Here is a 15391-nt window from a genome sequence, read left to right as displayed (position 1 = left end):
GTCATCGCTCCGCCTCCGCCTCGGCGTCCACGACGCCGGAATCCGGCGGCGCGGACATGCCGGGCTTCAGGTCCGCCACCAGCGCCGCCTCGAAGTGCGCGGGCTCCGCCCCCGCCGGCGGCAGCGGCGCGTAGTCGTTGTCGACCCGGTAGCTGGTGACCTGGAAGCCCAGTGGATTCTGGAGCCGGTCGGGTTCGTCCATGCGCAGCGCGAGGTTGTAGGTGAAGCCGAGCGTCGCGATGCGGCCGTCGAGCGGCCGGGTAGCCCCGCTGGCCTTGTCGTAGAGGCTGCGCTGGAACCGGACGGTGGCGCCACCCGGCATGCCGTCGGGACCGTCGATGAGCTGGATGCTCAGGATCCGCACGCGGATGGCCCGGCTGTGGCCATGGGTGTTGTACGGGCTGCGGGGGTTTCCTGCGGCATGCAGGGACGCGTACTCCCGCCCGACCTCCGGCGCCGACATGCCATGCACGGCGCGCCAGTCGCGCAGGTTCATCATGGCCACGTCGTAGGATTCGCGCAGGCTGACGAAGGTGGCGACGTTGGCGCGCGCGATGGCCTCGCTGGCGGTCAGGCTGCGATGGCGGAAGTCGGGATCGAGCCGGGCGACGGTGGCGTTGCCGCTGTAGGCATCGGCCATCACCAGGAACGGCACGCGCTCCTTGAGCGGCATGATGCCGGCATAGCCCGCGCCAAGCAGCACCGCGGTGACCGTGGCCGTGGCCGCCACCCACCACGCACGGCGCTCGCTGCGGCGCGCCAGGTCGGCGATGCTGGTCTCGTAGTCCACCGCGGCGGCGACCGCATCCCTGGTCGCATCGCCCGGCTGCTTCTTCTCGAACATGCTGCAATCCATGCAAGGTGGTGGTGGATATCGCCGGCCGTCTAGCCTTCCCCGCCATCCGCGGCGGCGACGACCAGCCGGCTGCCCTCCATCCGCATCACCACCCCCTGGGGCGCGAACGCGGCACCGAGCTGGGCCACGGCATCGGCCAGCACGCGTGCATGCACCTCCGCCACCGGCGCGTGCAGGGTGAAATCGAAGGGATGGCGATAGTCGAGTTCGCTGCCGCTGTCGCCGGCCCAGCGCGCGAGCAGGTTGCGGAGCGTTCCGTCCATGGGCGTGGCCTGGAAGACGTGGCCTTCGTGAAGCGGAACCGCCCGGGTGGTGGCGGCATAGGCATTGGCCGGCAGCCATCGCCCGCCGAAATCGCGTACGCCCGGTCCGGCGCAGGCAGCAAGCGGAATCACCACCAGCGCCGCGATGCAGGCCCTCCTGCCATGTCCTGTGTCCATGTCGCCCTCCTTGGCAGATCCGGACGTCCCGCTTCCCTGCGGGCCGGCGCGACGTCCCCATCGCGCTCACGGTCGACGCTAGCGCCGCAGGCCCTGCCCTTCAAGGGCCGTACCAGCCGGGATCCGCGGTTTCACACAGTGAACGGGAGAGTCCGACGGCGCTTTCAGAATCCCGTCCGCGAATACAGGCGTCATCCTTGCCGCCTATCATTCACGCATGCCATCGCACACCCGATCCGCGGCATCGCTCGCCGCACTGCTCGCCAGCATCCTCGTCCTCGCCGCCTGCGCCAGCCGCGGCACGCCGGCACCCGTGGAGTTCCCGACCAGCCACGCAGCGCACCACCCGCTGCTGCTGATCTCCGTGGACGGACTCCACCCGGACCGCATCAACCCCCACGACTCGCCGAACATCGCCCGCCTCGCGGCCAAGGGCGTGCGCGCGCGCTGGATGACGCCGTCCTACCCCAGCCTCACCTTTCCCAACCACTACACCATCGTCACCGGCCTGCGCCCGGACCGCCACGGCATCGTCCACAACTCCATGCGCGACGCCGACCTGGGTACCTTCCGCCTCTCCGACCGCGAAGCCGTGGGCAACGGCGCGTGGTGGGGCGGCGAGCCGGTCTGGGTGGCGGCGGAAAAGGCCGGCATGCCCACGGCCACCATGTTCTGGCCTGGCTCGGAAGCCGAGATCGAAGGCGTCCGGCCCACCCGCTGGCATCTGTACGAGGAATCCGTCCCGGCCGCCGATCGCGCCGCCACCGTGGCCGGCTGGCTCCTGGAGCCCGAAGCCACGCGTCCGCGCCTGTCCACGCTGTACTTCCACGCCGTGGATACCGCCGCCCACACCCACGGGCCCGATTCGGACGAGGCACGCGCGGCGCTGGCCGACATCGACGCGGCCATCGGCCAACTGCTCGCCACCCTCCAGGACGGCGACCGTCTGGCGCGGACCAACATCATCCTGGTCTCGGACCACGGGATGGCGCCGGTGCCGCCGGGGAACCAGGTGTCGGTCGGCGACATGGTGACGACCACGCAGGCCCGGCTGTCGAGCATCGGCCAGGTGGTCCAGGTGCAACCCGATCCCGGCTTCGAGGCCGAGGTGGAAGCGCGCCTGCTGGGCCGCCACGAGCACTACGAATGCTGGCACCGGGAGAAGCTGCCGGCACGCTGGCATTACGGCACCCACCCGCGCATTCCCGCCATCGTCTGCCAGATGGACGAAGGCTGGGATGCGGTGCTGCCGCACATGCTCGATGCGCGCGCGAACGGCGGCACCCGCGGCTCGCACGGCTACGACCCGGCATTGCCGTCGATGCGCGCGGTGTTCATCGCCAGCGGCCCCGCGTTCCGCAACGGCGCGGTGATCGACCCGATCGACAACGTGGACGTCTATCCGCTGCTGGCGCAGCTTCTGGGCATCCCGGCGGCGGATCACGATGGGGACCCGGCGGCGCTGCTGCCGGCGCTGGAGCCCGCCGCGCTGCCCTGACGGCCCGGGCGGCCACCGCCCGGAAACCGCCCGGAAACTGCCTTAGCGTGGCCGCGGGTCCGGATGTCCGAAAACGGCGAGTCATGGCCCTGCGCCGGTGCTAGCCTGCGTCCATGCCGGTCGAATCCGCCACCGCCGTCCTCCCCGCCACCGCCACCTGCGACCAGGCGCGCCGCAGCCGCGACCCGCGCTTCGACGGCCTGTTCTTCACCGGCGTGCACAGCACGCGGATCTACTGCCGCCCGGTCTGCCCGGCGCCCTACGCGAAGCGGGTCACCTACTACGCCAGCGCCGCGGCGGCAGAGGCCGCGGGCTACCGGCCCTGCCTGCGCTGCCGGCCCGAGCTGTCGCCCGGCGACGGCGCCTGGCGGCGCGGCGATGCGGCGCTGGCGCGGGCGCTGACGCTGATCGACCAGGGCGCTCTGGCGGATGCGCCGCTGTCGGTCCTTGCCGGGCGCGTTGGCCTGGGCGAGCGCCAGCTGAGGCGGCTGTTCGTGGAGCGCCTCGGCGCGCCGCCCGTGGGCGTGCACGGGACGCGGCGTCTGCTGTTCGCCAAGCAGTTGCTGACCGAGACCGCGCTGCCGGTGACCGAGGTCGCGATGGCGGCGGGCTTCGGCAGTCTTCGGCGCTTCAACACCAGCTTCAAGGACGCCTACCGGATGACGCCGCGCGAACTGCGCAGGCAGCCCGGCGCGGCGGCGAAGACCGACGGCGACACGCTGGTGCTGCGCCTGGGCTACCGCCCGCCGTACGACTTCCCGGCGATGCTGGATTTCCTGCGTGGTCGCGCGCTGCCGGGGGTGGAATCGGTGGGCGACGCGCACTATGCGCGCGTCATCGCCGGCACCGGCGACGCGCCGCACGGGTGGCTGCGCATCTCGGCGTGGCCCGGCGGCGAACATGCACTGAAGCTGGAGCTTCACGCGCCGCAGGCCGGGCGCCTGCTCGACATCGTGCAGCGGCTGCGGCGCATGCTCGACCTCGACGCCGATCCGCAGGCGATCGCGGACGCGCTCTCGAACGACGAGCGCCTGCGCCCGCTGCTGCAGGCACGCCCCGGCCTGCGCCTGCCCGGCGGCTGGGACGGCTTCGAGATCGCCGTGCGCGCGGTGCTCGGGCAGCAGGTCAGCGTGGCCGCCGCCCGCACCCTGGCCGCGCGCCTGGCAGGACGCTACGGCGAGCCGCTTCCTGCGGCGTTCGGCGATGGACTGGAGCACCTGTTCCCGACGCCGGATGCGCTGGCCGATGCGGACCTCTCGGCGATCGGCCTCACCCGTGCGCGCGCCGACACCCTGCGTGGCATGGCCCGGGCGCTGCTCGAGGGTCGCGTCGATTTCCGCGCCGAACGCACGCTCGATGATTTCACGGCGCACTGGGTCGCGCTGCCCGGCATCGGACCGTGGACGGCGCAGTACATCGCGATGCGCGCGCTCGGCCACCCGGACGCGTTCCCCTCGGAGGACCTGGTGCTGCAGAAAGCACTGCCCGCCGATGGTTCGCGGCTCACCGCAAAGGCGCTGTCCGTCCGCGCCGGGGCCTGGCGGCCGTGGCGCGCCTACGCGGTGATCCACCTCTGGAAGGACGCGATGGCGTCCACGTCCCACACCACAGCGGCGCAGTCCCGCGCCACCGCGCGCAAGCGCGCGCGGACACCGACGCATGAGGCAGACAGCCCATGACCATCCCGTTCCTCCGCATGGACACCCCGATCGGCACGCTCACACTTGCCGCCGACGACCACGGCCTGCTCCGGATCGACTTCCCGCCGCCCTGCCAGGCACACGTCGGCGACGACTGGCAGGAGGGCGGCAATGCCGTCCTCGCCGAAGCGCAGCGGCAACTGCAGGAATACTTCGCCGGGAAGCGCCAGCGCTTCGACCTCCCGCTGTCGCCGCGCGGCACCGAGTTCCAGCGCACGGTCTGGACCACGCTCGCCGCGATTCCCTACGGCGACACCTGGAGCTATCGCGACCTTGCGCGGCAGATCGGCCGGCCGACCGCCACCCGCGCGGTCGGCGCCGCCAACGGCCGCAACCCGCTGCCGATCGTGCTGCCCTGCCACCGCGTCATCGGCGCGGACGGCTCGCTGACCGGGTTCGGCGGCGGGCTGCCGACCAAACGGTTCCTGCTGGAGCTGGAGGGGGCCTTGCCGACGGGTTCCGGCCTGTTCGGCTGAACGCCGGCCCCCTCAGCCGGTCATCGTCGCTCGGCGTGCGTCACCCGGCCACCCTGATGGAGGTCCAGTGACGCGACGCTGCCGTCGGCACCGCGCTTGAACTCTATCCCGATCCCGTAAGCGGCCGCCTCGAAACGGTCCGGGCCGGCCGGATCCAGCGCGAACTCGCCCTGGCCCGTGGCCTGTGCATGCAGGCGCCCATCGCGCTCGCGGACGGTGAGGGCGAAGCCCGGGGCCAGCGGATACTCGCCGGCATAGTCCGCAAGCACCGCCGTGGACAGGGCCGGCGCGGAGGCGGCGCCTGCGTCCAGACGGGTGGCGGGGATCATGCCGCCGCCCTGCACCCAGAGGAAGGCGTAGCTGCCATCGGCCTGTCGACGGGGCTTGAGCAGCGCATCGGCGACGGTCGGGAAGAAGTCGCCGGCGCTGTCGTAGCCCAGCTCGTACTCGCCCTGCCCTTCGGCCTGGAAGTACAGCTTCCCCTCGCGATGGCGGAGGCTCATCTTCATCAGGCCCTGCAGCTGGTATTCGCCGGCCAGGCCCTGGAGCAGCTCCGCCGGCGGCGTCGCCATCCTGCGCGGCCCGCCCAACGGCAGCGACGCATCGACCAGGTGCAGCCCCAGGCTGCCGAGTCCGCCCATGGAGTGCCACGCGGTATCGGAAAGGATCACCACGCCGCGCCGCTTCCCCTCGTCCACCGACACGAAGGACGAGAAGCCGCCGGTGCCGCCCTCGTGCACCAGTACGGTGCGGCCCGCGACCGGCATGAGCATCCAGTTCATCGCCATCGGCGGCTGCCGGCTGACCGGCGCGTGCGCCAGCTCGATGGCGGCATGCAACGGGGTGGCGGCGGGATCCAGATTCGCCCGGACGTAGCGGACCATGTCTTCGAGCGTGGCGCGCACGCCGCCGACACCGGCGGCGTCCACCGGGATGGTCCATGCGGGCGCGGGCAGGCCGTTGGGGGTGTGGCCGCCCGCGGCGCGCACGCCTTCGGGGCGCCGCGACACGTAGGCCCGATCCATGCCGAGCGGCGTGAACAGGCGTTCGTCGATCAGCGTCTCGAAGTCGGTGCCGGCGCGCCTGGCGAGCGCGTGTGAGAGCACCATCGAAGCGAAGTTCGAGTACTCGAACCGCGTTCCCGGGGCGTGCGCCAGGGTCACGTCGCCAAGCGAAGCCAGCAGGTCGTCGATGGTCAGCGTGGCATAGGGATCGCCGGGATCGGTCACCGCCATCCGCGCCGGCAGCGCCGGCAGGCCGCTGGTGTGGGTGACCACGTGCCGCAGCAGGATCGGGCTTCCTTCGAAGGCGGGGACGTTCGTCCCCTCGGGCAGGTAGGCGGACAGCGGATCGTCCAGCGAGACCTTGCCTTCGGCCACGAGCTCCGCGAGCAGGGTCGAGGTCATGGTCTTGCTGACCGAGCCGATCTCGAATGCACTGTCGGGACCGATGCGTGCGGCGGCGGCAGGGTCCGCGCAGCGGAACGTGCGGGAAACGCGGTCGCCGTCGATGACCGCCACCGCCATGCAGGCGCCCGTGCGGTCGCCGGCCAGGCGCTGGTCGACGATCGAGGCGAGCGCCGCGTCATCGCCGGCACGAGCGTTGGCGGAGGCCGCGAGCGCAAGCGCCGCGCACAGCGGGAGGATGGAAGCGAGGGGAAGCTGCATGGGTCTCTCCTTGTCGATGATCGATGACGTGGGCGCGGCTCCCGCGCCGTGTGTGGCCGCAATCAGCTGTCCCCGGCCAGAGCGTCGAGCTGGCGCTCCAGCGCATCGGCATGGGCGCGGAACTGCGTTCGCGCCGCGTAGCGATTCGCCCAGACCAGGACCACGCACAGCACCAGCATCACGCCGATGAAGCGCAGCGCACCGGCGGTCAGGCCGTCGCGTGCCAGCGTCAGGCCCGCCAGGCCGATGGCGGGCGGGGCCAGGTACCAGAGCCAGACCCGCTCGAGCAGCCGGGCCTGGACCAGCGCTGCATCGCGCTGCCGCTCCAGGAACGCGCGCAGGTCGAGTCCGTGCCCCGGCTCGAGCGCGAGCCGCCGGTGGCGGTGCATGCGGAACGGCAGCTCCGCCCCCCACCCGGCCACCAGCAGCGCGAATCCGCCCTGGAGCCATTCCCCTCTGGACAACGCGACGATCGTCATCGCTCCGAAGAAGATCGCCACGAATACGCCAGCGATGGTTTCGAGGAGATCGCGCCGCCGCACGGTCTTCCAGAGCGCACCGTCGCGCCTGCGGAGCTCGTGGAGCGACAGCAGGTTCGCGGAGGGCGTCGCCTCGCGCCATTGGGTCCTGATCCTGTCCCAGTCCATCGTCAGTCCTCCAGGAAACGCTGTTCGAACAGCCGGCGCAGGCGGGTCATGCGTACGGCCACGGCGTTGACGCTCAGGCCAAGCACGTCGGCGACCTGCTCCCGCGGCAGCCCTTCCAGATCGAGCATCAGGACGCTGCGCTGCACGGGATCGAGCATGGCGAGGAACCGGTCGAGCACGCCGATCGCGTCCTCCGTATCGCCGCTGTCGCCCTGCTCCGGCACCTCGTCCAGCGGACTGTGGAGACGGCGCGGCTTGCGTACGTGGCCCAGCGCGGTATTGAGCGCGACGCGGTACAGCCAGGTCGAACGCTGCGCGCGTCCATCGAAGCTGTCGAAGCTGCGCCACAGCTGCAGCTGCATCTCCTGCAGCAGGTCCTGCCAGTCGTCCGGTCCGGCGTAGCGCCGTGCCAGGCGCACCAGCGCCCCCCTGTTCTCCTGGACCATGGCGGTGAACGCCGCTCCGTTTTCCATGTCGCGCTTCTGTCCTCCTGATGCGTCCCAGGAGGTTGGTTGCAGCGGGCAGCGGAAATTTTCAGCCGGCCGCGTCGCGCGGCCGGCATCGATCATCCTTCGATGGCCCCGAGGATGGTCGCCATCGCTGCCCGGTAGCGGGCGAGGATCGGCCCGCGTCCGGCATGCACGCCATCGGCGACGACCTTGCGGCCAGCGACATGCACTTCGCGGATGCAGGATCGGTTTCCGCTGAAGATCCAGCGGTCGGCGACGTCGTCCGCGGTGGCGCCGGCCAGCTGCGGCGCGTCCGCATCGAGCACGACAGCATCTCCCCCGGCGCCGTCGAACCCGGTGGAGCCGGCGACGCTCGACCATGCGCCGCGCAGCAGGGTCGCGCCCACGCTTGGCGAGTCCCCATGCACGGCGATGTTGCGGCGCCGGGTCAGCACCCGCTGCCCGTATTCCAGCCAGCGCAGCTCCTCCACCGGCGACACCGAGATATGCGAATCCGAGCCGATGCCCCAGGCGCCGCCGGCGTCCAGATAGTCGCGGAGGCGGAACAGGCCGTCGCCGAGGTTGGCCTCGGTGCTCGGGCAGATGGCGACGGTGGCGCCGCTCTTCGCGATGCCGGCGACCTCCCAGTCGTTGAGGTGCGTGGCGTGCACCAGGGTCCAGCGCGCGTCCACCGTGGCGTTCTGCAGCAACCATTCCACGGGCCGCAGGTCACGCAGCGCGAGGCAGTCCTGCACCTCGCCGACCTGCTCGGCGATGTGGATGTGGATGCGGGCGTCGTCCGGAAGCGCCGCCAGCACGGCGCGCATGGCCTCGGGCGGTACCGCGCGCAGGCTGTGCAGCGCGCAGCCGACGCGGAGCGTTTCGCCCTCCTCCGCGCGCAGCCCTTCGAACAGGCGCATGTAACCGTCGATGTCATGGCCGAAGCGGGCCTGCCGCGCGTTCAGAGGCCGGCCGTCGAAACCTCCGGTCATGTACAGCACCGGCAGCAGGGTCAGGCGGATGCCGGTGTCCCGCGCAGCGGCGATCAGCGCCTGCGACATCGCCGCGGGATCGTCGTAGGGCCGGCCGTCGGGCGCATGGTGCAGGTAGTGGAACTCGCAGACCGTGGTGTAACCGGCCTCCAGCATCTCGACGTAGAGCTGGCTGGCGACGGCGTGCAGGGAATCGGGATCGAAGCGCGCGGCCATGCGGTACATGGTTTCGCGCCACGTCCAGAAGGAGTCCTCGGGATGGGTCTGGCGCTCCGCGAGCCCGGCCATGGCACGCTGGAACGCGTGCGAATGCAGGTTGGCGACCCCGGGCAACCGCCAGCCTTCCTCCACCCGGCGGGCGATGGGCTCTGCGGCGTCGGAGCGTGCGGACATGGTGGACGATCCTGTGGCGGGGGGCGACAGGCTACCGTTTCCGGTGGCGGTGCGTCTGCCACCGGCCGGCATCGTTGCGCTAGGCTAGCGGGTCGTCGCCACAGCACCGGGGCCATCCATGTCGCGCCGCACCGTCGTCCTCCCGCCGGCTCCGCGCCGATGAACACCGCGCCTGGCCGCTGGGACGGCCTGCTGCTCGGTGCGCGCCTGGCCACGCTCGACGACGATGCCGGCGGTTACGGCCTGGTGGACGACGGCGCGCTGGGCTGGCGCGATGGCCGCATCGTCTTCGCAGGCCCTGCGGCGGCGCTGCCCGGGGCAGCGGCGGACCTCGCCGATGAGGTGACCGATGCGGGCGGGGACCTGGTGACGCCGGGCCTGGTCGACTGCCATACCCACGCCGTCTTCGCCGGCGACCGCGCCGCGGAGTTCGAACAGCGGCTGTCGGGCGTGAGCTACGAGGAGATCGCGCGTGCCGGCGGCGGCATCCTCTCCACCGTGCGCGCCACACGCGCCGCCGACGCGGGGACGCTGCTGGCCGAGTCCCTGCCGCGCGCGCGCGCGCTGGTGGCGGACGGCGTGACCACGCTTGAAGTGAAGTCGGGCTACGGCCTCGACTTCGACAACGAGCGCAAGATGCTGTGCACCGCGCGCCGGCTCGGCGACGCGCTCGGCATCCCGGTCCGCACCACCTTCCTCGGCGCGCATGCGCTGCCGCCGGAGTTCATGGGCGATGCCGACGGCTACATCGACGCCGTCCGCGCATGGCTGCCGCGCCTGCATGCGGAAGGACTGGTGGACGCGGTGGATGCATTCTGCGAGCGCATCGGCTTCAGCGCGGCGCAGACCCGGCGGGTGTTCGACGCCGCGCGCGCCCTGGGGCTGCCGGTGAAGCTGCACGCCGACCAGCTCAGCGATGGCGACGGCGCGGCGCTGGTGGCGGAATTCGGCGGACTGTCCGCCGACCACGTCGAACACACGTCCGACGCCGGCGTGCGCGCGATGGCGGCGGCCGGCACGGTCGCGGTGCTCCTGCCCGGCGCCTTCCACGTGCTGCGCGAGACCACGCTGCCGCCGATCGACGCCTTCCGCGCGCACGGCGTGCCGATGGCGGTGGCCACCGACTGCAACCCGGGCACCTCGCCGCTGCTTTCGCTGCGCCAGGCGATGCAGCTGGCCTGCACCCATTTCCGCCTGACCCCGGTCGAAGCGCTGCGCGGCGCCACCCTGCATGCGGCGCGCGCGCTGGGCCTCGACGATCGCGGAAGGCTGCGCCCCGGCCTGCGCGCCGATTTCGTGCGCTGGCGCGTGCGTGAGCCCGCGGCGCTGTGCTACTGGCTGGGCGGCGACCTGGCCGTCTCGGTCCATTCCGCCGGCCGCAGGGTGGCTGGCGCCACCCCGACCGCCTGAGATCCCGCCGTTCCACAAGGAGCCACACCATGTCCCGAAGCCGTCTCCGCGCCCTCGCAATCGCCCTGTCCCTGGCCTTGGCCGTCCCCGCCGCCGCGCTCGCCCAGGCTACCGACGCCGCGCGCGCGCTGGCCGCCGACGCACTCATCGTCGACACCCACGTCGACGCCCCGGGCGTGCTGGTGTCGAGTTGGGCCGACCTCGGCGAAGCCGCCCCGGACCGCGAGTTCGACTACCCGCGTGCGCGCGAAGGCGGCCTGGACGTGGCCTTCATGTCGATCTACACCTCGGCGCGGCAGGACGAATCCGGCAGCGCCTGGCAGGCGGCCAATGCCCAGATCGACGCGATGGAGGCCCTTGTCGCGCGCCATCCCGACCGCTTCGCCATCCTCATCTCGCCCGGCGACGTCGAGCGCCTGCGCGAAGGCGGCCGCGTGCTGTTGCCCCTGGGCATGGAGAACGGCGGACCGATCGGGGACGACCTGTCGCAGCTGGCGTTCTTCCACAAGCGCGGTATCCGCTACATCACGCTCGCACACAGCGGCAACAACCGCATCGCCGATTCCTCGTACACGGTGGAAAAGCGCTGGAACGGCCTCAGCCCCTTCGGCCGCGAGGTGATCGGCGAGATGAACCGACTCGGGATCATGGTCGACGTCTCGCACATCTCCGACGACGCCGTGCGCCAGGCGGTGGAGCTCAGCTCGGTGCCGGTGATCGCCAGCCACTCGGCGCTGCGCCACTTCACGCCCGGCTTCGAGCGCAATCTCAGCGACGAACTGGCGAAGCTGATCGCGGCCAGGGGCGGCGTGGTGCAGATCCCGTTCGGCACCGCCTTCGTGAACCCGCAGGCCGCGGCCAACACCCGCGACTGGTTCCGCGAATCGCTGGCCTTCGACCGCCGCAACGCCGAGCGCGTGGCCGCGGGCGAGCCGGCACTGGACCGCAAGGCCTTTGCCGATCAGTGGGCCAAGGACCACCCGAAGGTGGAGGCACCCATCAGCGACGTGCTCGACCAGATCGACTACGCGGTCAAGCTGATCGGCGTCGACCACGTCGGCATCGGCTCGGACTTCGACGGGGTAGACGGCGCGCTGCCGGAGGGCCTGCGTACGGTGGCGGATTTCCCCAACCTCATCGCCGGCCTGCAGGCGCGCGGGCACTCGGACGATGCCATCCGGAAAATCCTGGGCGGCAACCTGATGCGCGTCTGGGCGGAGATCGAGGCGGGAGCAGCGGCCCGCTGATCCGCGGCCCCTCCACTCCCCGGAAACGACGAAGCCCCGCTTTCCGCGGGGCTTCGTGCGTTACCGCCGGTGGCGCAAGGTCACTCCTTGGCGACGGTCTTCTTCGCCACGACCTTCTTCGCCGGGGCCTTGGCCACGCTCTTGGCGGCCTTCTTCGCGACCGGCGCCGCGGACGTGCCGGTCGCCTTCGAGGTGGCCTGGCTGCGGGCGTTGCCGTAGCTGGAGTTGTAGCGCTTGCCCTTGGCCGTCTTGCGGTCGCCCTTGCCCATTCTCTGATGCTCCTGGATGTCTCGTGTCAGGCGCGCCCTTGCACGCCACAGGGCGCGCATCCTAGCACGGGCGCGGGTTTCACGGCGTCGCGCGAGCGGCGGCGGCGTGGGTCAGGCGCAGGTTCAACAGATGCGCGCCGGCGATCATCAGGCCGCCCACGGCCATCACCACGGCGTGCCCCAGGCCATGGTCGTGGAGCGGGCTGAACGCGCCCAGCCAGACCAGCGCCAGGCCGGGAAGCAGCAGCGCCCAAGCCCGGAAGGCGCGGTGCCGGCGGAAGCCGATCGCGAGTGTGGCGACCCCGAGCAGGGTCGCGAACACGGTCACACCCTGGTCGATGTCCACCCAGCCGCCCACGGACAGGCCCAGCGTCGGCAGCACCGCCAACACCAGCGGCAGCAGCGCGCAGTGCAGCGCGCACAGGAAGGAAGCGGCGAAACCGACGCGATCCGCTCGATTGAGATTGCAGGAAGTGGCCATGACTTTCGTTGGGCTGGGCGTTCGATTTGAAACAATATAACATTTCAATCCTTGCCCATGCTAACACCGCCGATGCCCGTGAAGACCTCGACACTGTTCCGCCGCGCCCTATCCACCCCTGCCACGCTGGCCCTCGCCGTCCTGGCGACAATATCCGCCATGCCCGCCGCCGCGCAGGAGGCACCCGAGCCGGACGGGACCCGCCACGGACATGGCATCACCGACCTCGATTCCGTCCGGGTCCGCGCCAACCCCATCGCCCGCACCGCCGAAGACCTGGCGCGGCCCGTCGCCGTCCTGGCCGGCGAACAGCTGGACGAGGCCAAGGCCGGCTCGATCGGCGAAACGGTGTCGCGCCTGCCCGGCGTGCAGTCCTCGTTCTTTGGCGCGGGCGTCGGCCGTCCGATCATCCGCGGCCTCGAAGGCGCGCGGGTCCAGGTGCTCAGCGACGGCCTGTCCGCCGGCGACGTTTCGACCGTCAGCGTCGACCACGCGGTGAGCATCGAACCGTTCCTCGCCAACCAGATCGAGGTGCTGAAGGGTCCGGCCACCCTGCTCTACGGCAATGGCGCCATCGGCGGTGCGGTCAACGTGGTCGACGGACGCATTCCCGAGACCGCGACGTCGCGGCCGCTGGAGGGCCGCGCGGAGCTGCGCGCCGGCAGCGTCAACGACGAGCGCACCGGCATGCTCCGCCTTGATGGCACGTCGGCGTCGGGCCGCTTCGTGTTCCATGTCGACGCGCTGCATCGCGAAACCGGGGACATCGACATCCCCGGATACGCGGAGAGCGCCGTCCTGCGCGAGGCGCACGGCCACGATGGGCCCGGCCATGACGACGGCGGCGACGATGCCCGCGGCATCCTCCCGAACAGCTTCGTGCGCACCGACAGCGGCGCACTGGGCCTGTCGTGGGTCGGCGACCGCGGCTTCATCGGCATCGGCCAGAGCCTCTACAACACACGCTACGGCGTGCCCGGCCACGTGCACGTCGAGGACGACCACGGCGATGACGACGGTCACGACGGCGACGGCCATGAAGACAGCGGCCATGGCGGCGTGCACGTGGTGATGGACCAGCGCCGCACGGAGCTCCGGGGCGGCCTGGACGACTTCGGCGCGTTCCGGAGCCTGCGCACCAAGCTCGCGCACACCGACTACACCCATACCGAATACGAGGGCGACGACGTCGGCACGGTGTTCGACAACCGCACCATCGAAGGCCGGCTGGAGCTGGCGCACCATCCGCTCGGCGGCTGGGAGGGCGCCTTCGGCATGCAGTGGACGCAGCGCGACTTCGGCGCCCTGGGCGCGGAAGCCTTCGTGCCCGACTCCGAATCCCGCGACGCCGGTGTCTTCTGGATCGGCGAGCGCGATTTCGGCGCCATCCGCATGGAGCTTGGCCTGCGCCATGACCGCAACAGCATCGACGTCGTCGCCGAGGCCGGGCCCTCGCGCGACTTCGACACCACCAACCTGTCATTCGCGACCCGCTGGGACCTGACCCCCGACATGCACCTGTCGCTCGGCCTCGACCGCGCGCAGCGTTCCCCGACCGCCGAAGAGCTGTACTCCAGCGGCGTGCATGTGGCGACGCAGAGCCACGAGTTCGGCGACGCCGGTCTCGACGTCGAGACCGCGAACCGCGCCGAGATCGGCCTGCACTGGCACCGCGGTCCGCTGCAGCTGGGCGCTTCGCTGTACCACGTGCGCTACGACGACTTCATCTACCTTGCCGACACCGGCATCATCGACGGCGGCCTGCCGGTGCGCGCCTGGAACCAGGCTGACGCCCGTTTCAGCGGTGCCGAGGTGGAGGCGGAGTGGACCTTCATCGACAACGGCAGCGGCGCCTGGACGGCGCGTGCTTTCGGCGACGTCGTGCGCGGGAAGCTCGACGGCCAGGGCATGCGCGAGATCGACATATCGGTACCCCACGGCCAGCAGGGCCATGACTACGTGGCGCAGCTGGCGCTCGACGGCAACCTGCCGCGGATGGCGCCCTCGCGCGTCGGCGGCGAGCTGCGCTGGACCAGCGACGATTGGCGCGCCGGCCTCGGCGCGGTGCGGTACGCGAGCCAGGACGACGTGGCCGAAGGCGAACTCGCGACGCCGGGGTACACGCTGGTGCACGCGAATGTCGCCTGGCACATGGATACCGCCGGCGGCAGCGCGGTGGAACTGTTCCTCAACGGCAGCAACCTGCTCGACGAGGAAGCGCGCGTGCACACCTCGTTCCTGAACGACATCGCACCGCTGCCGGGCCGCGGCGTCACCGCCGGGGTGCGCGTGCTGTTCTAGGCGTCCGGGCCCGCGCCGCCTTCGCCGGATGCGCAGGCGGCGCAGGTGCCATGCACCTCCAGCGTCTGCGCGCGCGGCCGGAAGCCGAGTTCGCGCGCGCGCTCGTCCAGCGCGGCGACGATCTTGCGGTCCTCCAGCTCGATCGCGGTGTGGCAGGAATCGCAGATGAGGAACGGCACCGAGTGCTGTGCGGTACTCGGGTGGTGGCAGGCGACGAAGGCGTTGACCGACTGCAGCTTGTGGATGAAGCCGTTGGCGAGCAGGAAGTCGAGCGCGCGGTAGACCGTCGGCGGCGCGGCGGCGCCCGGCCCCTGGCCTTCGCGCACGCGGTCCAGCAGATCGTAGGCCTTGATGGGCTGCTCGGCCTCGGCGATGAGCCCGAGCACGCCGGCACGGATCGGCGTCAGCCGCAGGCCGCGCTCGTGGCAGGCGCGCTCCACCGCGGCCACGAAGGCGGCGCTGTCATGGACGTGGTGCTTGGGATCGGTGCAGGCATGTACGGACATGCCAAGGATGATGGTGGCCAACGCCCAAGGACTCAAGCCGCGCGCCCCCGCAGGACGAG

The 15391-nt window shown here is 71.5% G+C and carries 15 protein-coding genes; 6 read left to right on the top strand and 9 right to left on the bottom strand.

The window, feature by feature from the left end:
• Position 1: 1 nt before the first annotated feature.
• The gene (locus FPZ22_RS13690) at positions 2-844 is read right to left on the bottom strand and encodes a VirB8 family type IV secretion system protein (RefSeq protein WP_168198991.1); all 843 of its coding nucleotides are present in this window, start codon (positions 842-844) and stop codon (positions 2-4) included.
• 41 nt (positions 845-885) lie between these two features.
• A complete protein-coding gene (locus FPZ22_RS13685) occupies positions 886-1296 on the bottom strand; it encodes a hypothetical protein (protein ID WP_168198990.1) in 411 nt (136 codons plus the stop codon).
• A 217-nt stretch (positions 1297-1513) separates the two neighbouring features.
• Here FPZ22_RS13685 and FPZ22_RS11070 point away from each other — a divergent pair, with 217 nt between their 5' ends.
• The 3 genes from FPZ22_RS11070 (at position 1514) to FPZ22_RS11060 (ending at position 4970) form a co-directional block, all read left to right on the top strand.
• Complete coding sequence (locus FPZ22_RS11070) at positions 1514-2794, top strand: alkaline phosphatase family protein (RefSeq protein WP_144892973.1); 1281 nt, start codon at positions 1514-1516, stop codon at positions 2792-2794.
• Between the two features lie 113 nt (positions 2795-2907).
• Positions 2908-4473, top strand: coding sequence for a DNA-3-methyladenine glycosylase 2 family protein (locus tag FPZ22_RS11065; RefSeq protein ID WP_144892971.1), 1566 nt, complete (start codon positions 2908-2910; stop codon positions 4471-4473).
• On the top strand, positions 4470-4970 hold the full coding sequence (locus FPZ22_RS11060) for a methylated-DNA--[protein]-cysteine S-methyltransferase (RefSeq protein WP_144892969.1): 501 nt from the start codon (positions 4470-4472) through the stop codon (positions 4968-4970). Before FPZ22_RS11065 ends, FPZ22_RS11060 begins: the two co-directional genes overlap by 4 nt.
• 20 nt (positions 4971-4990) lie before the next feature.
• Here FPZ22_RS11060 and FPZ22_RS11055 read toward each other — a convergent pair whose 3' ends face one another.
• The 4 genes from FPZ22_RS11055 to FPZ22_RS11045 all read right to left on the bottom strand — a co-directional run bounded on the left by FPZ22_RS11055 (position 4991) and on the right by FPZ22_RS11045 (position 9118).
• On the bottom strand, positions 4991-6637 hold the full coding sequence (locus tag FPZ22_RS11055) for a serine hydrolase (protein WP_168198989.1): 1647 nt from the start codon (positions 6635-6637) through the stop codon (positions 4991-4993).
• A 62-nt stretch (positions 6638-6699) separates the two neighbouring features.
• Positions 6700-7284 (bottom strand): hypothetical protein, encoded by a 585-nt coding sequence (locus FPZ22_RS13680; protein WP_168198988.1) that lies wholly within the window; start codon positions 7282-7284, stop codon positions 6700-6702.
• A 2-nt stretch (positions 7285-7286) separates the two neighbouring features.
• Positions 7287-7757 carry an RNA polymerase sigma factor gene (locus FPZ22_RS11050; RefSeq protein ID WP_168198987.1) on the bottom strand — a complete coding sequence of 157 codons (471 nt, stop codon included), beginning with the start codon at positions 7755-7757 and terminating at the stop codon, positions 7287-7289.
• A gap of 92 nt (positions 7758-7849) precedes the next feature.
• Complete coding sequence (locus FPZ22_RS11045) at positions 7850-9118, bottom strand: formimidoylglutamate deiminase (RefSeq protein ID WP_246120698.1); 1269 nt, start codon at positions 9116-9118, stop codon at positions 7850-7852.
• A 159-nt stretch (positions 9119-9277) separates the two neighbouring features.
• On the opposite strand from FPZ22_RS11045, the gene hutI reads away from it, so the two are divergent.
• Both hutI and FPZ22_RS11035 read left to right on the top strand, forming a co-directional pair.
• Positions 9278-10528, top strand: a complete 1251-nt coding sequence (gene hutI / locus FPZ22_RS11040) for an imidazolonepropionase (RefSeq protein WP_144892961.1) — start codon at positions 9278-9280, stop codon at positions 10526-10528.
• A 29-nt stretch (positions 10529-10557) separates the two neighbouring features.
• Positions 10558-11775 (top strand): dipeptidase, encoded by a 1218-nt coding sequence (locus tag FPZ22_RS11035; RefSeq protein WP_144892959.1) that lies wholly within the window; start codon positions 10558-10560, stop codon positions 11773-11775.
• Positions 11776-11855: 80 nt separating this feature from the next.
• On the opposite strand, the gene FPZ22_RS11030 is transcribed toward FPZ22_RS11035, so the two are convergent.
• Entirely contained in the window at positions 11856-12044 is a 189-nt protein-coding gene (locus FPZ22_RS11030; RefSeq protein WP_144892957.1) for a 30S ribosomal protein THX, read from the bottom strand.
• Positions 12045-12123: 79 nt separating this feature from the next.
• Positions 12124-12525 (bottom strand): MerC domain-containing protein, encoded by a 402-nt coding sequence (locus tag FPZ22_RS11025; protein ID WP_144892955.1) that lies wholly within the window; start codon positions 12523-12525, stop codon positions 12124-12126.
• 159 nt (positions 12526-12684) lie between these two features.
• Here FPZ22_RS11025 and FPZ22_RS11020 point away from each other — a divergent pair, with 159 nt between their 5' ends.
• On the top strand, positions 12685-14826 hold the full coding sequence (locus FPZ22_RS11020) for a TonB-dependent receptor (protein ID WP_246120697.1): 2142 nt from the start codon (positions 12685-12687) through the stop codon (positions 14824-14826).
• Here FPZ22_RS11020 and FPZ22_RS11015 read toward each other — a convergent pair.
• Positions 14823-15332 (bottom strand): transcriptional repressor, encoded by a 510-nt coding sequence (locus FPZ22_RS11015; protein ID WP_144892951.1) that lies wholly within the window; start codon positions 15330-15332, stop codon positions 14823-14825. The two genes, FPZ22_RS11020 and FPZ22_RS11015, sit on opposite strands and share 4 nt — an antisense overlap.
• Positions 15333-15391: the final 59 nt, after the last annotated feature.

This window comes from Luteimonas granuli, from assembly GCF_007795095.1.
Taxonomy (GTDB): domain Bacteria; phylum Pseudomonadota; class Gammaproteobacteria; order Xanthomonadales; family Xanthomonadaceae; genus Luteimonas; species Luteimonas granuli.
This window is presented reverse-complemented; position numbering and strand designations above follow the sequence as displayed.